This window comes from Pseudomonas inefficax (genome assembly GCF_900277125.1).
Lineage (GTDB): Bacteria > Pseudomonadota > Gammaproteobacteria > Pseudomonadales > Pseudomonadaceae > Aquipseudomonas > Aquipseudomonas inefficax.
This window is the reverse complement of record NZ_OPYN01000187.1, coordinates 44354-63645: the sequence shown is the minus strand read 5'-3', so window position 1 is coordinate 63645 and position 19292 is coordinate 44354. Positions and strand designations below refer to the sequence as shown.

17 protein-coding genes are annotated in these 19292 nt (G+C 61.6%); 10 read left to right on the top strand and 7 right to left on the bottom strand.

The window, feature by feature from the left end:
- Positions 1-56: 56 nt before the first annotated feature.
- The 7 genes from JV551A3_RS23055 to vioA all read right to left on the bottom strand — a co-directional run bounded on the left by JV551A3_RS23055 (position 57) and on the right by vioA (position 9160).
- Positions 57-3539, bottom strand: coding sequence for a glycosyltransferase (locus JV551A3_RS23055; protein ID WP_133974431.1), 3483 nt, complete (start codon positions 3537-3539; stop codon positions 57-59).
- Positions 3540-3607: 68 nt separating this feature from the next.
- Positions 3608-4588, bottom strand: coding sequence for a hypothetical protein (locus JV551A3_RS23050; protein WP_133974428.1), 981 nt, complete (start codon positions 4586-4588; stop codon positions 3608-3610).
- Complete coding sequence (locus JV551A3_RS23045) at positions 4581-5267, bottom strand: WbqC family protein (RefSeq protein ID WP_133974426.1); 687 nt, start codon at positions 5265-5267, stop codon at positions 4581-4583. The genes JV551A3_RS23050 and JV551A3_RS23045 overlap by 8 nt, the downstream gene beginning before the upstream one ends.
- Positions 5268-5314: 47 nt before the next feature.
- Complete coding sequence (locus tag JV551A3_RS23040; RefSeq protein WP_133974424.1) at positions 5315-6019, bottom strand: class I SAM-dependent methyltransferase; 705 nt, start codon at positions 6017-6019, stop codon at positions 5315-5317.
- Positions 6012-6773: a TylF/MycF/NovP-related O-methyltransferase gene (locus JV551A3_RS23035; RefSeq protein ID WP_133974422.1), complete on the bottom strand. Its 762-nt coding sequence runs from the start codon at positions 6771-6773 to the stop codon at positions 6012-6014. The genes JV551A3_RS23040 and JV551A3_RS23035 overlap by 8 nt, the downstream gene beginning before the upstream one ends.
- Complete coding sequence (locus JV551A3_RS23030) at positions 6770-7972, bottom strand: ATP-grasp domain-containing protein (RefSeq protein WP_235874633.1); 1203 nt, start codon at positions 7970-7972, stop codon at positions 6770-6772. Before JV551A3_RS23030 ends, JV551A3_RS23035 begins: the two co-directional genes overlap by 4 nt.
- 69 nt (positions 7973-8041) lie before the next feature.
- The gene (vioA, locus tag JV551A3_RS23025; RefSeq protein WP_133974418.1) at positions 8042-9160 is read right to left on the bottom strand and encodes a dTDP-4-amino-4,6-dideoxy-D-glucose aminotransferase VioA; all 1119 of its coding nucleotides are present in this window, start codon (positions 9158-9160) and stop codon (positions 8042-8044) included.
- Between the two features lie 307 nt (positions 9161-9467).
- Here vioA and JV551A3_RS23020 point away from each other — a divergent pair, with 307 nt between their 5' ends.
- From JV551A3_RS23020 to fliE, 10 genes are all read left to right on the top strand, one after another.
- Positions 9468-10403 carry a ketoacyl-ACP synthase III gene (locus JV551A3_RS23020; RefSeq protein ID WP_133974416.1) on the top strand — a complete coding sequence of 312 codons (936 nt, stop codon included), beginning with the start codon at positions 9468-9470 and terminating at the stop codon, positions 10401-10403.
- 246 nt (positions 10404-10649) lie between these two features.
- On the top strand, positions 10650-11498 hold the full coding sequence (locus JV551A3_RS23015; protein ID WP_133974414.1) for a flagellin domain-containing protein: 849 nt from the start codon (positions 10650-10652) through the stop codon (positions 11496-11498).
- A 69-nt stretch (positions 11499-11567) separates the two neighbouring features.
- Positions 11568-11927, top strand: a complete 360-nt coding sequence (locus tag JV551A3_RS23010) for a flagellar protein FlaG (protein WP_112253096.1) — start codon at positions 11568-11570, stop codon at positions 11925-11927.
- 78 nt (positions 11928-12005) lie between these two features.
- Positions 12006-13424: a flagellar filament capping protein FliD gene (gene fliD / locus JV551A3_RS23005; protein ID WP_133974412.1), complete on the top strand. Its 1419-nt coding sequence runs from the start codon at positions 12006-12008 to the stop codon at positions 13422-13424.
- 134 nt (positions 13425-13558) lie between these two features.
- A complete protein-coding gene (gene fliS, locus JV551A3_RS23000; RefSeq protein ID WP_112253094.1) occupies positions 13559-13954 on the top strand; it encodes a flagellar export chaperone FliS in 396 nt (131 codons plus the stop codon).
- A gap of 14 nt (positions 13955-13968) precedes the next feature.
- Positions 13969-14265, top strand: coding sequence for a flagellar protein FliT (locus JV551A3_RS22995; protein WP_112253093.1), 297 nt, complete (start codon positions 13969-13971; stop codon positions 14263-14265).
- 165 nt (positions 14266-14430) lie between these two features.
- Positions 14431-15906 carry a transcriptional regulator FleQ gene (gene fleQ, locus JV551A3_RS22990; protein ID WP_112253092.1) on the top strand — a complete coding sequence of 492 codons (1476 nt, stop codon included), beginning with the start codon at positions 14431-14433 and terminating at the stop codon, positions 15904-15906.
- A 253-nt stretch (positions 15907-16159) separates the two neighbouring features.
- Entirely contained in the window at positions 16160-17377 is a 1218-nt protein-coding gene (locus JV551A3_RS22985) for a sensor histidine kinase (protein ID WP_133974410.1), read from the top strand.
- The gene (locus JV551A3_RS22980; RefSeq protein WP_133974408.1) at positions 17377-18732 is read left to right on the top strand and encodes a sigma-54-dependent transcriptional regulator; all 1356 of its coding nucleotides are present in this window, start codon (positions 17377-17379) and stop codon (positions 18730-18732) included. The genes JV551A3_RS22985 and JV551A3_RS22980 overlap by 1 nt, the downstream gene beginning before the upstream one ends.
- Positions 18733-18958: 226 nt before the next feature.
- Complete coding sequence (fliE, locus tag JV551A3_RS22970) at positions 18959-19291, top strand: flagellar hook-basal body complex protein FliE (RefSeq protein WP_013973606.1); 333 nt, start codon at positions 18959-18961, stop codon at positions 19289-19291.
- The last annotated feature ends 1 nt before the right edge of the window (position 19292 follow it).

Below are 19292 nucleotides of genomic sequence, written 5' to 3'. Positions count from 1 at the left end.
GGCAGCCATTCCCCGGCGTAACGCCGGGGAGTGGCTGCGTTCCGTTTACACACGGCTCAAGCAGGTGTCCAGGCAGCGAGGCAAGTTTCGCGGTACTCGGCATCAATGAAACCTGATGCCTCTGCTTTGCTGCGCAGCTGTTGACCGTGCATGCACACGCTATCGGCAGAGGCGAGACAGCTGTCCAGAACCTTCAGCCACTGGGCGGGCGTGTCGTCGACCAGCATCATCGGCCATTCTGCGAAGCGTGCCTGGCGGTCATTGCTGATGACGGCATAACCGCATGCGGCATAGCGCATTGGCGCAAGGCAGTCGCCGGTGTTCCCCGCCATGCTTACCGGATGCAGTGCAATGTTCAGGCCCAGACCCGAAAGCACCTCGGGCGTTGAGCCGAGGTCACGGCAGTAGACTTCCGTGGCCAGCGCCGCAAGATGTGCCGGTACCTCTCCCCACAACACCCAGTCAGCCTGATCGGCACGCGCGCGCAGCAGCGGATCGATGATCGGCAGGGTTTCGACATTCAGCTGGCAGCCGATGCGCGGTTTGGTGTTCGCCGTGACGGCTGTCGGCAGTGCCTGCCAGTTCGTGCCCAGCCGGGATTCCCTGACGCGGATGTCGCCATGCAGCCCGTCCAGCGATGCGGCCAACTCTGCGCTGGCGACAACCACCCGGTCGACGCAGGCGAGGGCCTCATGCAGCAGCCCCCAAGCCCGATCGCCAACGGGCAGGCTAACTACCTCGAGTACCTTGAAGGCTTGGCTGAGCTGATAATGCTGTGCCATGGCCTGAATGCGCAGCGGGTCGGCAATGTGCTGGAAAATGATCACATCGGGTTGCAAGCGATTGAGCTCCACCGGTGTGAGCATGGCGTTGCTCGAGTGGCCGTCCACCTGTGCGTGTTCCAGCAGTTGCTGGAAGGGCGCCGTGCAGCGCTCGGCGTTTTCCCGATCAGGATGGACCAGCACCACCGGCAGCGGGCGCCAGTTCAACGGGCGCCAGGTCAGGCCGTGCAGGGCTGGCAGCTCATGACCGCGGCCGCGCAGCGAAAGGTTCTTGTTGTAGGCGGGGTCGCGGGTCAGGGCATCGAGCCATTTGCTGTAGAGGTTCTGCTCATCCTGACGGGCGCGTTGCTGCTGGGCCGGAGCACGCATTACCGTGCCCCAGCCTTTGCCATGCTCGTTGGCCACCAGCGCATGGGCCGTCCAGACATTCAGCAGGCCCTCGGCAGACACGCGCAGGCACAGGTCGATGTCGGCGTGGCGCAACGCGAATGCCTCTTCATCCAGCCCGCCCAGCCCCAGATACAGCTCACGGCGGATCATCAGGCAGGCGCCGCTGAGGGCGCTGACGTCACGGTCCACGCGCAAGCATTGCAGGTAACCGGCTTCGCTGTTTGGCAACCCGGCAGCCGGGCTCGCTGCTGTGCCATCTAGGCCCAGCACCCAGCCAGCGTGGGCGATGTTGCCGTTGATATCCAGTTGCTTTGCACCTACCACACCCACCTCAGGTCGCTGGGCGTGGTTGAGCAGACGCTGGAGCCAATCCTCCTGGAAAATCACGGTGTCGTTGTCGAGCAGCACGAGGAAGTCGCCGACAGCCTGAGCGGCCGCCTGGTTATACAGGGCACTCAGGTTCAATGGGCGGTCGTCGCGCAGCACTTTGATCATGCCTTCGCCGGCGATTACCAGTTGTTCCAGCCACTCCAGCAAGGCCGGTTCACTGCTGGCGTGGTCGACCAGCAGCAATTCGAAGAACGTATAGCTGGTTTTGGCCAACACGCTCTCGACACAGCGCTGTATCAGTTCCAACTGATCGTGCACGGGAATCACGATGGACACAGAAGGCTGCTGTTGATGGCCGTAGTCGATCTGGTAATGCCGGGCAGGCTCCTCACGTACCTGCGCGTGGGTATAGCCACGCACTGACAGATGGCGTTCGATGGTGGCCAGTTCGTCGGGGTTGCTGGCCATGTCCGGGCTGTTGCCGATCACCAGCGGCTCGTCCAGATGGCCGATGCCATCGAGGCCATCTGCTTCGATCAGGCGCAAGATCATGTCCAGCTCGAGTGCCCCCTGGCATTGCTGGTCGAAACCTCCGGCAGCGAGCACCAGCTCGCGACGCAGCAACCAGTGACGCGCCATTATCACCGGCAGCGACAACAGGTAGTCGAGGTTCATGTCGGGGCGGAAGATCGGGCTTGAGCCTTGTGTGGCGCGGTAATACTCGTCGCAGTAGAGCATTCGGCAGGCGTTGGCGCCCGGAAGCTCGAGGTCGACCATCAGGCTGCCGCTGGGCAGGATTTCGTCACCAGCAGCAAGCAGCAGCAACCAGTCGCCGTCGTCCTGGTGGGTGACCTGGTTCAGTATCGCTGCGCCAGGCGTGGCGTTCAGCCAGTGCACGTTGTTCGGCAGATTGGCCTGCGGCGGCTGTTGGCTGACGACGTAGGTACGAAGCCCGAGCGGGCTGTTCGACCCCCACAGCTGCAGGCTTTCAAGGGTGAAGGCCAAGGCCTGCGCATCGCCTTCGTGGTCGTTGACCACGATGCTCAGGCGGGTCTGGTTGCGCAGTGCCATGCGCCGCTCATCGGCCAAGGTCTGCTGGACCGGCGTCAACATGCGGTTCAACAGCCAGTCACGCACACCGGGATGTCGATTGGCATCGACATGGTCGGCGGCGCTGCGCTGAGTGCGTTCGATGAAATGCGCCAGCTGCGGCCAGAATTCATCTTCCATGTGCAGGATGCGTTGACGAGCCAGCCCTACCGATTGCCTCGCCCGTTCGAGGCCGCCCGGTTCTTCGAACATGGTGGTGCCGGCGTCGCCGATGTGCTCCGTAAACGGCAGGGCCTTCACGTGCCCGCCACTGAGGTAGACGACCGGGCAGCCGCACAGCAACGCCATGGTGCAGGTTGCCGAAATCTCGTAGGAATACAACGCCTCTGCAGTCTGGAAAAGTTCGGCCAGCTGCGGCAGCGTGCGTGGATTGCTCAGGCTCAGTACCTGGATATCGGGCGGCAGCAGGCTGTAGTCCACCTGGTTGGCGTCGAAGCGATGCAGGTAAAGATAATTGCCGCGTCGAACCACTGGCTCCGGGCGTGGGGCAAACAGGTTGGAATCGATCATCGGCAGCGTGAGCATGTCCTTCTGGCGCTTGCCTTCGCCGAAGTCGTGGGCGTAGTAGAAGAACAGGTCACTTTCTTGCGCCGCCAGCTGCAGGCCGCTGATGAAACCGTCGCGGTTGAGCATGTAACGGACCACAACCGGGCAGTTCAACGGGTTGCCGCTGAGCACTTCCGGGTATACCGCGATCGGCGCTGCCCCTGTCGTCTTGTGCAACTGGATGACGGCATCCGTCAGCACCGGGGTGCGCAGGTTCGGATTGGTGACCTTGCAGCCGATGACATAGGCTTCCTGGCCGCTGATGTTCAGGGCATGACAGAGGTAGTGCATGACGCACACACCTGATGAGGTGTCGCGATAATCGGGTGCATAGAGGTAGTAAGGGTTGCTCGTCTTTCCATGCAGCGATGACATCTTCATGTGTATTTTCCAGGTGCGGCCTGCCTGCGTGTGATACTCGGCGCCGTGCAAGGTGGATGTTCAGGCCTTCAGGTTGCGGCCAGGAAAGTGCTCACGCGATCAGCGAGCCGTTCCATGTGCGTTGCGTCGTAGCGTTGGTCGATCGGCAGCGGCAGCAGGCAGCTCGCCAGTTGCCTTTCTACGGTCGGGCTGTGCGGCTCGCCAATCACTTCCTGCCAGTAGCAAGGGATGAAAATCCTCTCGGCCAGCAGGCGTTGGCGGATGGCCTGGGCCTGCTTCGGGGTACCCAGGAGCAACGGGTAGCAGAGCGCTGCTGTCGGCTTTTCTGGCTGGATATCCAGCAGGTTGCGCGAGCCCAGCAATTGCCCCAGCAAGGCCAGGTTGGCCTCGCGGCGGGCGCTGATCGAGGGATAATCCAGGCTGTCGAGCACCCGCCGTGTGCTGTCCGACATGGCGGCGACAGGGGCGCGATCAAGCGCCGTTTCAACGTTCTGGAACGCCGCGTAATGCTGCTCAGGCGCGCCTTCGAGTCGCCCCAGCAGGGCACCGAAATGCGTCATCGACTGGCTTTGCGGTAACTGCCAGTCGCCGGGCAGGGCGTTGGCCAGCCAACCGCCGTCGGGCACACCGACGAACTTGCGCGGTGAATAGAGGGTCTTGATGCCGGGCAGCGGCGTGCTGAACAACCCTTGCGAGTTGTCGACCACCAGTCGGTCACGGTAATGCGGTGCCAGTACATCGCTGATGTAGCGGTCCTTCAAGCCGAAATAGTTCACGTACAGCAACAGCTCGCCAGGTTGCAGTGTCGGCAGTTGTTCCAGTTCCAGCTGCAGGTTGACTGCATAGCGAGCTACGTCCACGCCGACGGCGTGCGCGGCGTCAGGTACTGCATGGCAAATGTAATGGGGCAGGTGCAGGCGCAGTGTACCCATGTTGCACAACAGGGCCTTGAGCGCGGAGCGCGCGGAGTTGAAGCTCAATGCCTGAGGATACGGGCTGTAGCCCTGGCGCAGCTCCAGTTCGAAGTAGCCGCCAATAGCGTCAGGCATGTACGACCCTCCCTCGTCTGGCCCAATCGCCGACCACTTCGGGCGGGTTGAACATCAGCGCATCGAGCAGCGACAAACCTGGCACGAAATCTGACCCTTGCTGAGGGTAGGGCGATAGCTCGGCGTGCAGCAGTTCCAGCTCGATACCGGCTTTGGCGAATTCCCCGGCTTCGTACAGAAAAGCGCCTGCGGCCGGGTTCAGGTAGTGGGTGGCGCCTGTGGCCGCCATCAGTTCAAGCACTCTCGCCTGGCCACCGACGCCCGCGCCAGAAGGAAGGTCGCTGGCAGCGATGATCGGGGTGTCGAGCCCGATCAAGGCACAGCTTTCCCGCAGTGCCCTTAAGTTGAGTTCGGCAATGCTGGATGCCGGCTGTTCAAGCAATTGCGCCAGCCATGGCAGCACCTGGTGTACATACGGTGCTGTGCGGTAGGCGTGCTTGAGCTTTTCAAGCACGTGCTGGTAGTGAAAGCCCTGGCTGATCCGTTTGTCATGAATTGGCAGCTTGTGGCTGCTTTTCTCCAGGGCGATGCCGAACCACTTTGGCTCGCCATCGAGCAGGTAGCGGTTGCGCTCGATCCAGCCGTTCTTGATGAACTGGGCGGTGTCGTAGCTGATGAACAGGTCTGCTGCACCCAGCAGCTGGTAGTAGCCCAGATACGGCAGGAAATAGGGCTGCATGAGCACTACCCGCTTGCCTTGCGGCTGGCCCGTGCGAGAGACGGTCGTCAGCACGTGTGGTAGACCCCCAGCCAGGAACTGGTAGCGCCCAGTTGGCCGTCGGAAAGCCGCCAGGCGAGGTCGAAGCCTTTGTTCAGCGCACGGGTGAACGGGGAGAGCGGGGTTTCCTGTATGTAGAAGGAACGCCACAAGCGCGTGCGCCAAGGGTCGCGGAAAAAGTGAATGTCCTTGAGCACGATGCGCTCATGCGCGCCGAACGACAGCGGCGAACTGGACTGCCCGAAGGCATGCCGGATGCTCTGCGGGTAATAGGGGCGCACGTGGGAGAAATCGTGAAAGAAGCGTTCGCCCAGGACCGGGCTGATCATGACCAGCCGGCCCTGCGGTGCGAGCAGGGCGATCAGGCGGTCGAGCAGGTGCAGCAGTTGGTTGGGGTCCAGGTGTTCGATCAGGTGGCTGAGGAAAATAACATCGAAACGCTTGCCCAACGCTTCCAGTTCGGACTCGTGCAAGGCTTCAAAGCCGTCGGCCCTGGCTTGTTCAATGTATTGCGGATTGATATCCACGCCGGTGGCTTGCAACCCCAGCTCACGGAACATGCGCAAGTACTTGCCATGGCCCATGCCGTAGTCCAGGACCGAAACAGGTACTGCGCTGCCAGATTTCCAGTGCTCGAAAAGTTGTTTCACTTTCCGCGTTTCGAGGGTCTGGTAATGGGCCGGGAAGCGTTCGGCATCCAGCAGCTCAAACATGGCTTGCCTCGGTCAGCTTGAGCATGACGGCGTGGCCATTGAGGTTTCGCAACAGGAAGTACTCCGGGTGGTCAGCCAGGTCTTCCACCAGCCTGGCCACGCCTTCGCAGCCCCAGAACCCGTAGTCGTCGAAAACGATGACGCCGTGCCTGTTCAGGCGCGGTGTAACCCATTCGACGATGTCCTTGGCCGATTGGTAGGTGTCCACATCGATATGGCAGAAAGAGAAGAGACGCCCTTCGGCTTCGCTGCCGGTCTGCTCCGGGAAGATCCCTTGCAGCAGGGTGACGCGGTCCTTCAAGTGCTCACCTTCGAGCAGTGCGGCCACGCCCTCCAGGCTGGTGTCGGCGTGCTCGCCGCCCTGGTAAAGCGTGTCGTTGGCGCCAGCTTTCACCACGCCGCAGAAGGTGTCGCAGAGCAGCAGATGCTTGTTGCTTTCAAGTTGCGCCAGGCGCTTGGCGGCGAGCAGCCCGGTGCCGCCTTTCCATACGCCGACTTCGATGACGTCGCCGGCAACCTTGGCGGTTTGCCGAAGCAGGTCCCACAGCTCGTGGCAGCGGTAGATGTCGACCAAGGTCAGGCCCTGGATGCGTTCGAACACCTCCATGAACGCGGCATCGGCATACCAGGGCGAATAGGTGGCCCGGGAAATAAGTGCCGAATGCGGAAAATCCTTGTCCAGCGGCTTGATCCAGGTGTCTCGCAGGTGGCGCATGACCAGGCGGCGGTTATGGTCGGACTTGACGGTTTTCACGAAAGAAACTCCAGAGCATCAACATCGAAGACGGGTATGGCGCAATGGGTGGCGACATCCAGGCGCTCGGGGAAATGGTTGTCAATGAAGATCGAATGGCCGCGAACGAATTCGGATTTCGCTCGACCGTCGGTGATATGAATGATCTCGTCGAACAGTTCGACGGCAATGCGGGCCTTGCGCAGGGTGTCGCGTGGGTCGCTCGCATGGCGGGTGAGCAGGACCAGGCGCTTGCCCTTGCACTGCATGCGATAGAGGAAGTGCAGCGTCGAAGGTATGGCGCGGCCGTCGCGGATGACGGTTTCGTCGAAGTCGATGTAGACCGTGTCGAAGGCCCAGTCCAGTTGCGCGACGGTGAGGATGCGCCGTTCGATCAGGCTGACTGCCGTTTGCGGCAGGGGCGTGATGCGGCGTTGCAGGTGGTCATGGATAGCCATCAGTGGCAGGTTCACACCGAGGGCGCGCTGGGCCACCATCGAGCCTGCCACCCGGCAACTGATTTCCAGTAGCTTCCAGCGTTGCTGGCGGTCGCGCTTGAGCTGGAAAAACCAGGGGCCGCGAAGGCGCAGGCGCTCGTTCAGCGTTGCAGCGATGGCCACTATGGCCGGGTCCGGGGCAGGGAAGGTGCTGCGCATGGAAATACCGGCACGCACCCGTTCGCGGTTGCGTGGCCCCACCCAGCGCAGTTCGTGCTGGAAGTCGCTGAAGCAGTCAACCGTGATTTCCTCGCCGGGAAGGTACTCGACCAGCAACGGCAGGTGAGTTCGCTGGAGTGCCGCGCGTGCTTCTTGCGCGTCGGCTACCCGCTCGAACCCCTGGCCGCCCTGGCCGAGGTCCGGCTTTACCACTGCTGGCCACTGCTCAACGTCTTCCGGGCTTGCGTAGACGGCAGGTACCCAAGGCTGGTCGGCGAACGCTGCGTAGGTCGATGACTTGCGCCGGGCGAGCGCGCAGGTTTCCGGGTCGCCATTGACCAGTGCCACACCGAAGCGGTCGACGCGTTCGCTGAGGTAGGCCTGGACGGTGTCATGCGTGGCAAACACCAGATCGATCTGCCACTCATCGAGCAGGGCGGCAAATGCCTGATCGAAGTGCTCATCATCGATGCGCGGCAGGTTGCCGTTGTAGGTGTCGAAAAGCTGGCGGCCATGGTCGTCGACGCTGGAGGCACCGAACAACCTGACGTGGATGGAGTGCATTAGCGCCTGGTGTATCTCTGAAGCATTTTCCGAACCGCAGGGAAAAACCAATACATTGACGGCCATTGCTCAGGCACCCTGTCCTTCGATGATGATGGACAGGATGCGATCCTGGGTCGCGACGTCCAGGTCGGGGTAGATCGGCAGGCACAGCACCTGACGCGAGACTTGCTGAGCAATGCGCAGCTTGTCCAGGTTGGCGCTTTCCAGCCCGCGGTACATGGGGAACTCGCAGATCAGCGGGTAGAAGTAGCGACGGACCAGAATGTCGACGGCGCGGAAGCGCTCGTACAGTTCGTCGCGGCTGATACCGAAGCGCTCGCCATCGACCATGATCGGGCAGTAGGCGTAGTTCCATTCGACATTGGCGGGCGGGCTCATCAGGCTGATGCCTGGCACCGCTGCCAGGCGATCGTAGTAGCGTTCGTAGATGGTGCGGCGCCGGGCTAGCGCATCATCTATATGGCGCAGCTGCAGCAGGCCGAAGGCCGCCTGCAGTTCATTCATCTTGCCGTTGATGCCCGGTGCTATGACCGTGACTTCGTCGGCGAAACCGAAATTCTTCAAATAATCGATGCGCCGCTTGGTCTTCTCGTCCTGGCAGACGATCGCACCGCCCTCGAACGTGTTGAAGACCTTGGTGGCGTGGAAACTCAGGACCGAAACGTCGCCATGGTTGAGCAGGCTCTGCCCGCCGAGGCGCACGCCAAACGAATGGGCCGCGTCGTAGATGACCTTCAAGCCATAGGTGTCGGCCACCGACTGGATGCCTTCCACGTCGCAGGGGATGCCATAGCAATGCACCGGCATGATTGCAGTGGTCGCCGGTGTGATGGCCTCTACAATCCGTTGCGGGTCGAGGTTGTTGCTGTGCGGGTCGATATCGACGAACACGGGTTTCAGGCTGTTCCACAGCAGCGAATGGGCGGTGGCGACGAACGAGTACGGCGTGGTGATTACTTCGCCGGTTATGCGCAATGCCTGCAGCGCGGTGACCAGCGCCAGCGTGCCGTTGGAAAACAGCGAGATGTACTTGACCCCAAGGTGCTCAGCCAGCGCTTGCTCCAGTTGCTGGTGAAACTGACCGCAGTTGGTCAGAAACCGGCTTTCCCAGATCTGCTCCAGATAAGGCAGAAAGGACTCCAGGGGCGGCATCAGGGGGCTGGTGACGGTGATAGGCTTGGCCATATGAGACGGTGCTCGCGCTGACAATGGGGCTGCCCCGCTTGACGGCGGATATCCGATAGCGTCGATCGAACCGCTGCCGCGTCAGTTAAACGACAGCGAAGGCATTGATACAGGTCGATTAGCAAGAAACTGGCCAACAGTTCGCCATCAGCATTTGGCGGATTGTCGGTATAGTCGTGACTTGGCAGTCGAAACGTGCATCTTTAATCTATTGAGTCTGTGGGTAGTCCCGTCAGCGAGGAATGCAGCTTTTGCATTCACGGTCGCGGCACCTGCGAATTTTTGCCATTTCCATCGGGAAGCCACAATGATTGGCATCAAAAGCATCGCCAGTTACGTACCTGTAGAAGGCGTGGATAACTACGCGCAGGGTGCGAAATTCGGCAAGGATCAGGATTTCATCTTCGGCAAGATCGGTTCGACCTTCCTGCCGCGCAAGGATACGACCCAGGAAACCTCCGACCTGTGCGTCGAGGCGGCCAGGACGCTGTTCGCTGCCAATCCCTCGCTTGACCCTGCATCCATCGATGCGCTGATCGTCGTCACTCAGAATGGTGATGCCGAAGGCCTGCCGCACACGGCGGCGATCGTCCAGCACAAGCTGGGGCTGTCGACGCATGTCGCGGCGTTCGATGTTTCCCTGGGCTGCTCCGGCTACGTCTATGGGTTGTATGCGATGAAGGGCTTCATGGAGGCAGCGGGCCTGAAGAATGGCCTGTTGATTACCGCCGACCCCTACTCGAAGATCGTCGACCCAGAGGACCGCAACACCACCATGTTGTTTGGTGATGCCGCAACCGCGACCTGGATGGGCGAGGACGCTGCCTGGCAGCTCGGCAAGTCGCTGTTCGGCAGCGATGGTGCAGGCGCCGAGCACCTGCGTACGACCGACGGCAAGTTCTTCATGAACGGCCGCCAGGTCTACAACTTCGCCCTGGTCAAAGTGCCTGCGCACCTGCAGCAGTTGCTCGAGGCCAGCCAGTTGCGCGCCGAGGACATCGACCTGTACTGCCTGCACCAGGGCAGCGCGGCGATCGTCGATGCCGTGTCCGCGCGTTTCGACGAGGGCGCGCACAAGCAGAAGTTCGTCAAGGACATGGTCGAGACCGGCAATACCGTGTCGTCGAGCATTCCGTTGCTGCTGGAAAAGCACGTGCTCAACTCGTCGCACAAGCGCGTAGCACTCAGTGGCTTCGGCGTAGGCCTGTCGTGGGGCTCGGCTATCATCGAGCGCAACGGCTGACCGAGTGCCGTACTGTCCAAAGAAGCGCAGCCCGTCCTAGGCTGCGCTTCTTTCGTTTCCAATGCTGGTTTTCTGGCGTCAAACCCTTGATTTCATTGGGGTGGCCGGATGCCAGTAAAAAAAGTGAGAAATCGCCCTAAAGCAAACTGCCCTGACGACGATAAACATTACGAAGGTTCTCTGTGCCACACCCGGCGAATTGCCAAGGCCGGAAGCCGTAGTACCCAATCCAACGAGGAATTCGTCATGGCTTTGACTGTTAACACCAACACCACCTCTCTGGGCGTTCAGAAAAACCTGAACCGTGCTTCCGATGCACTGAGCACCTCGATGACCCGTCTGTCCTCCGGCCTGAAAATCAACAGCGCCAAAGACGACGCCGCCGGCCTGCAGATCGCTACCCGCATGACCTCGCAGATCCGTGGTCAGACCATGGCTATCAAAAACGCCAACGACGGTATCTCCATCGCCCAGACCGCTGAAGGCGCGATGCAAGAGCAGACCAACATCCTGCAGCGTATGCGTGAACTGGCCGTTCAGTCCCGAAACGACTCGAACAGCACCAACGACCGCGTCGCTCTGGACAAAGAGTTCCAGTCGATGGCTTCGGAACTGACCCGTATCGCCAACAGCACCCAGCTGAACGGCAAGAACCTGCTGGACGGTTCGGCTTCGGTCATGACCTTCCAGGTTGGCTCCAACACCGGTTCCGCCAACCAGATCACCATCGACCTGAGCGCCAAGTTCACCGCTTCGGACCTGGGCGTCACTTCCTCGATCAACATCCAGGGTTCCGACACCACTGCCGCCGAATCCAACTTCAGCGCTGCTGTTTCGGCCATCGACGCCGCTCTGCAAACCATCAACAGCAACCGTGCTGACCTGGGTGCCGCGCAGAACCGTCTGACCAGCACCATCAACAACCTGCAAAACATCAACGAAAACGCCGAAGCTGCTCGTGGCCGCGTACAGGACACCGACTTCGCTGCTGAAACTGCCCAGCTGACCAAGCAGCAGACCCTGCAGCAAGCTTCCACCTCGGTTCTGGCCCAGGCCAACCAGCTGCCATCGGCAGTACTGAAGCTGCTGGGCTAATCTGCCTGGTTGCTGGCGGGGAAGTGCTGGTAAGGCACTTCCCCGCCTTTTCATTGCGAGGTGGTGGGCATGGACATGAGCGTCAAGCTGAACCTGTCTTATCCGGCCGCACGTCCGGCCGAGCAGGTTGCCGAAAAACCGGTAGTCCGGTCGACGGAAAACGTAAAGCCCGAAGACGACAAGAAAGACCCCAAGGCGGAGCAGGATGCCGACAAGGTCAAACATGCCGTTTCGGAAATCGAAAAGTTCCTGAAGGCATCGCAGCGCAATCTGGAATTTTCCACGGATGAAGAATCCGGCAAGATCGTGGTCAAAGTCATCGCTACCGACAGTGGTGAACTGATTCGCCAGTTGCCCTCGGAAGAGGCCCTGCGGATCGCTCACAGCCTGAGCGATGTCAAAAGTGTTCTGTTCGACGCCAAGGTATGATTGGCGGCGAACACCAATGAAGTGATGCATGTCTGTCCCGCAGGAGCGGGTTGACGCGTTGATGAGAGGGACTACAGCATGGCAAGCCCGATTACTTCCAGTACAGGCCTGGGTTCTGGTCTCAACATTACCGAGATCGTGACCGCGTTGGTCAAGGCCGATACATCCGCCAAGCAGGCGCAGATCACTCGGCAAACCAGCAACAACACTGCGATGATTTCGGGTATCGGCTCGCTGCGCAGTGCCCTTACGGCATTCCAGGACGCCATGAAGGCGCTCAACAACAAGGATGCGCCGTCGTTCAACGCCTATGCAGCGACCTCGGCCAACGAGTCGGTGGTCAAGATCAAGTCCAGCAACACGGCCGTGGCGGGCAGCTACGACATCGTCGTGGACAAGCTGGCCACCAGCTCGAAAGTCGCCAGCCAGCAGTTCTCCGGCGGCGCCAGTAGTGCGATCACGGCTGGCAAGCTGACCATCAGCCAGGGCGGCAAGACCTATGATCTGGACGTGGCCAGCGGCGCTACGCTGCAGAGCGTGCGCGACCAGATCAACAAGGAAATGAGCGCCAACGGTATTTCCGCCAACATCATCAACGAAGAAGGCGGCTCGCGCCTGGTGCTCAGTTCGACCACCACCGGTGCCGGCAGCGACATTTCCCTGAGCGGCATCCCTGAGCTGACCATCGATGGCACCACGCAGATGTCCGGCACCGGCGCCGGCTTCATCACTGCCAAGGCTCAGGACGCCGAGCTGACCATCGACGGGCTGAAGGTCAAGAGCGCCTCCAATACCCTCGACAGCGCCATCAGCGGCATGACCCTCGAGCTGACCGGGGTCAGCGCCAAGGCCAGCGGTGCTCCCACCGGTACGCCGACCGCGGTTACCGTGGCAGCGGACAATGAGGGCCTGAAGAAGTCGGTGCAGAGCTTCGTCGATGCCTACAACACGCTGCAGAAGGCGATCACGTCGCTGACGTCGACCAGCCGTGATGACAATGACAAGCTGGTGCTCGGGCCGCTCACCAACGATCCAACCACCCGCTCTCTACTGGGGGATGTGCGCAAGGTGCTGAGTGAGGTGGGGGCCGGCGACCAGCTGACCACGCTGAGCCAGTTGGGTATCAACACCCAGAAAGATGGCACGCTGGAATTCAACAGCAGCAAGTTCACCTCGGCGATGAACGACAAGAAGCTCGGCCCGGAAGTGCAGGAGCTGTTCACCGGCACCGATGGTATCTTCGAGCGCATGAACAAGGCCATCGATCCTTACAACAAGACCGATGGCAGCCTTGCAACACGCAAGTCGAACCTCGACAAGGCGGTCTCGGAACTGGCCAACCAGCAGGCAGCCCTGGACCGCCGCACAGAGTCCCTGACCGAGTCGCTGACCAAGAAGTACGTAGCCCTGGACACCGCCCTGGGCAAGATGAAAGCCCAGGCCGACCAGATCACCTCGATCTTCGAAGCGATCAACGCCCAGGCCAAGAAGTCCTGATCGGCTGAACATGCCAAAAGCCCGGCGGCGTCCGCGAGACGCCCCGGGCTTTTTGCTTTTCCCCTAAAGTTCTTTGACGTACAGGCGATACAGCAGGTACAAGCAACTTTTTACCGCAGCAACGAGGCAGATCCATGAACCCGATGTTGGCCCTTCGGCAGTACCAGAAAGTCAACGGCGCAGCGCAGACATCCGAAGCCAGCCCGCACCGCCTGGTGCAGATGCTCATGCAGGGCGGTCTTGATCGCATGGCACAGGCCAAGGGCGCCATTGCCCGCAACGACGTCGCGCAAAGGGGCATTCTCATCGGCAAGGCCATCGACATCATCGGCGGCCTGCGTGAAGGCCTGGACCTGGAAAACCATGCTGAAAGCCTGGCCGAGCTGGACAGCTTGTACATGTACATGAGCCGTCGCCTGATCGAGGCCAACGTCAAAGCCGACCCGGCCATCATCGATGAGGTCGCGCGCCTGCTGATCACTGTGAAGGAAGGTTGGGACGCAATCGGCGATCAGTCGTCGGCTTCCTGATAAAGGAGGATGGCATGAGCGAAGTAATCACCCGGATCGAGCAGACTCGGGAAATGCTGCTGGCGGCGCTGGCCGAGCGCAACTGGGAAGCGGTGGGTGAGCTGGACCTGGAGTGCCGCTTGCGCATCGGCGACATGGTGAGCGAGGCGAAAGGCAACGAGGCCGATGTCAGTGCCAGCCTTGAGCAGTTGTTGGCCGTATACCGTCAACTAATCGATGTTGCAAGTGGTGAACGTCAATCCTTGGTGGAAGAAATGACGAAAATCCGTCAGGCGAAGAACGCGGCAAAGGTATACCATTTGTTCACCTGACCACAAATCTGCAAAAAGCCAAGCGCCATTAATTTGACTGGCTGGTGTTTTTTGACTTTACTAGTGGCTGTTTTCGAATTTCAGACGTCCGAACACTGACCATTCAGTCGGAATGATGTCGAGCACGCCCTCGGGCGCCGATATGACTAGGGAAGTTGCTATTGCATGTGGCGTGAAACCAAGATTCTGCTGATCGACGACGACAGCGCACGCCGCCGCGACCTGGCGGTGGTGCTTAACTTCCTCGGCGAAGAAAACCTCGCTTGCTCCAGCCAGGACTGGCAGCAAGTGGTCGAGCCTTTGTCTTCGAGTCGCGAAGTGCTGTGTGTGCTCATCGGCACTGTAAACGCCCCGGGCAATGTGCTTGGGCTCGTTAAGACAGTGGCTGGGTGGGATGAGTTCCTTCCGGTTCTGCTTTTAGGTGAAATTTCTTCTGCGGAGTTCCCGGAAGACCTTCGCCGCCGGGTGCTTTCCAACCTGGAAATGCCGCCAAGCTACAGCCAGCTGCTGGATTCGCTGCACCGTGCCCAGGTCTATCGCGAGATGTACGACCAGGCGCGCGAGCGTGGCCGCCAGCGCGAACCCAACCTGTTCCGCAGCCTGGTCGGCACCAGCCGTGCCATCCAGCACGTGCGGCAGATGATGCAGCAGGTGGCCGATACCGATGCCAGCGTGTTGATCCTGGGTGAGTCCGGCACCGGCAAGGAAGTGGTCGCGCGCAACCTGCACTACCATTCCAAGCGCCGCGAAGCGCCGTTCGTGCCGGTCAACTGCGGTGCGATCCCGGCCGAACTGCTGGAAAGCGAACTGTTCGGCCACGAGAAGGGTGCCTTCACCGGGGCGATCACCAGCCGTGCCGGGCGTTTCGAGTTGGCCAACGGCGGTACCCTGTTCCTCGACGAAATCGGCGACATGCCGCTGCCGATGCAGGTCAAGCTTTTGCGCGTGCTGCAGGAGCGTACCTTCGAGCGCGTGGGCAGCAACAAGACCCAGAGCATCGATGTGCGCATCATTGCCGCGACCCACAAAAACCTCGAGACCATGATCGAGGAGGGCACGTTCCGCGAAGACCTTTACTACCGCCTGAACGTGTTCCCCATCGAGATGGCGCCGCTGCGTGAGCGGGTGGAAGACATCCCGCTGCTGATGAACGAGCTGATCTCGCGCATGGAGCACGAGAAGCGCGGTTCCATCCGCTTCAACTCCGCGTCGATCATGTCGCTGTGTCGCCATGGCTGGCCGGGCAACGTGCGTGAGTTGGCCAACCTGGTCGAGCGCATGGCGATCATGCACCCGTACGGGGTGATTGGCGTGTCCGAGCTGCCGAAGAAATTCCGTTACGTCGATGACGAAGACGAGCAGATGGTCGACAGCCTGCGCAGCGACCTGGAGGAGCGCGTGGCGATCAACGGCCATACGCCGAACTTCAACAACCACGCCATGCTGCCGCCTGAAGGCCTGGACCTGAAGGACTACCTGGGTAGCCTGGAACAGGGCCTGATCCAGCAGGCGCTGGACGATGCCAACGGTATCGTTGCACGCGCAGCTGAACGTTTGCGCATTCGCCGCACCACCTTGGTCGAGAAGATGCGCAAGTACGGCATGAGCCGCCAGGGGGGCGAGGAGCAGGCAGAGGATTGATAGCGGGCGATTGCCTGTGCCGGCCTCTTCGCGGGCACGCCCGCTCCCACAGGTTCGATGCACGGCTTGAGTTCGGCTAGATCCCTGTGGGAACTGTCTTGCCCAACTTCTAAGCTGGCGCGATCCCTGTGGGAGCGGGTTCACCCGCGAAGAGGCCGGCACAGCTAGCGCAAATCCCTATCTCCGGCACGGCTATTGCTACACCGCTGGCAACACACCGTTTTTATGACGGTCAGCCACGCGAGAGAGCAAGATGCCCCAGGCCGCCCACGTATCCCGAGCCCCCGATCCGCAGGGGCAAACCCTGGTCGAGCAGGAAAGCCGCCAGGGTGTCGAACAGGCCTTCGCCCTGTTCAATCAGGTATCCAGCCAACTGAGCCAGTCCTACAGCCTGCTGGAAGCCCGAGTCAGCGAGCTCAAGGGCGAGCTGGCGGTGGTCAGCGCCCAGCGCATCGATGAACTGAGCGAAAAGGAACGCCTGGCCAACCGCCTGCAAAATTTGCTGGACCTGCTACCCGGCGGGGTCATCGTGATCGATGGTCAGGGCCTGGTACGCGAAGCCAACCCGGCCGCCTGCGAACTGCTCGGCGAGCCGCTGGTCGGCCAGCTGTGGCGCCAGGTGATCGCGCGCAGCTTTGCTCCGCGCAAGGATGACGGTCACGAAGTCTCGCTGCGCGACGGCCGCCGTCTGTCCATTGCCACCCGCTCGCTGGATGCCGAGCCCGGCCAGTTGGTATTGCTCAACGACCTGACCGAAACCCGTCGCCTGCAAGACCAGCTGGCTCGCCACGAGCGCCTGTCGTCGCTGGGGCGCATGGTTGCCTCGCTGGCGCACCAGATCCGTACGCCACTGTCTGCGGCGATGCTCTACGCCAGCCACCTGGCTGACCCCGAACAAGATCTGAGCGTGGAAACCCGCCAGCGCTTTGCCGGCACCCTGAAAGAGCGCCTGCACGAGCTGGAGCACCAGGTGCGCGACATGCTGGTGTTCGCCCGTGGCGAGCTGCCGTTGAGTGATCGGGTCACGCCAAAAGCCTTGTTCCAGGCCCTGCAGCAGGCTGCCCAGGCGCATGTGCAAGGGCACGCCGTGCGCTGGCAGTGCGACAGCCATCTGGGTGAGCTGCTGTGCAACCGGGACACCCTGATTGGTGCATTGCTCAACCTCATTGAAAATGCGCTGCAAGCCAGCGACGACCCGGCGCGCCTGAAGGTGCACCTGTTCCGCCGCGAGCGCAGCCTGCACCTGTCTGTAAGCGATGCCGGCAGTGGTATCGATGCAGACCTGCTCGGCCGCCTGGGCGAGCCGTTCCTGACTACCAAGGCCACAGGCACCGGCCTGGGCCTGGCGGTGGTCAAGGCTGTGGTGCGCGCGCACCAGGGTACGCTGCGCCTGCGCTCGAAGGTCGGCCGTGGTACCTGCGTGCGGGTGGAGCTGCCATTGATCGACGGGCAATCGGCGGAGGGCGTGTAATGGCAATCAAGGTGCTGCTGGTCGAGGACGACCGCGTATTGCGCCAGGCGCTGGGCGATACCCTGGAAATCGGCGGTTTCGCCTACCAGGCGGTGGGCAGTGCCGAAGAAGCGCTGGAAGCGGTGTTGGGGGAGGCCTTCAGCCTGGTAGTCAGCGATGTGAACATGCCTGGCATGGATGGCCACCAACTGCTGGCTCAACTGCGCCGCCAGCATCCGCAATTGCCCGTGTTGCTGATGACAGCGCATGCCGCGGTGGAGCGCGCCGTCGAGGCGATGCGCCAAGGGGCCGCCGACTATCTGGTCAAGCCGTTCGAACCCAAGGCGTTGCTCAGCCTGGTCGAGCGGCATGCCGCCGGGCGCGTGGCTGAAGAAGAAGGCCCGGTGGCCTGCGAGCCGGCCAGCCGACAGTTGCTGGAGCTGGCCGCGCGGGTGGCGCGCAGCGACTCGACGGTGCTGATCTCCGGCGAATCCGGCACCGGCAAGGAAGTGCTGGCGCGCTACATTCACCAGCAGTCGCCGCGGGCAGCGCAGCCCTTCGTGGCGATCAATTGTGCTGCCATCCCCGACAACATGCTCGAGGCCACCCTGTTCGGCCACGAGAAGGGTGCCTTCACCGGCGCCATCGCTGCGCAGGCCGGCAAGTTCGAGCAGGCCGAAGGTGGCACCTTGCTGCTCGATGAAATCTCGGAAATGCCAATGGCCTTGCAGGCCAAGCTTCTGCGCGTGCTGCAGGAGCGCGAGGTGGAGCGGGTAGGCGGGCGCAAGCCGATCAGCCTGGATATCCGTGTGCTGGCCACGACCAACCGTGACCTGGCTGGCGAGGTGGCGGCCGGGCGCTTCCGTGAAGACCTGTACTACCGCCTGTCGGTGTTCCCCCTGGCCTGGCGCCCCCTGCGCGAACGCCCGGGTGACATCCTGCAATTGGCCGAGCGCCTGTTGGCGCGACACGTGGCGAAGATGAAACACGCCCCGGTCCGCCTGTCGCCCCAGGCGCGCGCATGCCTGCAGGCGTATGCCTGGCCGGGCAATGTGCGCGAACTGGACAATGCCCTGCAGCGGGCGCTGATCCTGCAGCAGGGCGGGGTGATCGAGGCGGCGGATTTTTGTCTGGCAGGCGCCATTCCATTGTCGGCTGGCACGGAGCCATCACCTGAGGTGACAGCCGAGGTCGGCGGGCTGGGCGATGACATGCGTCGTCATGAGTACCAGATGATCATCGACACCCTGCGCGCCGAGCGCGGTCGCCGCAAAGAGGCGGCCGAACGCCTGGGGATAAGCCCGCGTACCCTGCGCTACAAGCTGGCGCAGATGCGCGATGCCGGGTTTGACGTCGAGGCCAGCCTGTTCGGCTGATGAGCGACTCACCGCCGTAGCTGGCACGATCCCCTGTGGGAGCGGGCGTGCCCGCGAAGCATTCAACGCGGTGGCTGGCACCGGCTACGCCGGTGTTCGCGGGCATGCCCGCTCCCACAGGGATCGCGGGATCTTGCACTCGCCAAGGCTGGCACCTTTGTTGCTTTAGGTTGGCTATCCGCCGCATCACTGTCAAAAAAATGCGGCCGCAGGAGAGAGAAGGGTCATGAGCCAAGGTGTTGAATTCAATCGTCTGATGTTGGACATGCGGGCCATGCAGGCCGATGCCATGTCGCTGCCCAAGGTGGCCGCAGCCCCCGAGCTGGCGCCCGGGCAGAGTACCTTTGCCGATATGCTCGGCCAGGCCATCGGCAAGGTGCATGAGACGCAGCAGGCTTCGACCCAGCTGGCCAATGCCTTCGAGATCGGCAAGAGTGGCGTCGACCTGACCGATGTGATGATCGCTTCGCAAAAGGCCAGCGTGTCGATGCAGGCCCTGACCCAGGTACGCAACAAGCTGGTCCAGGCGTACCAGGACATCATGCAGATGCCGGTTTGAG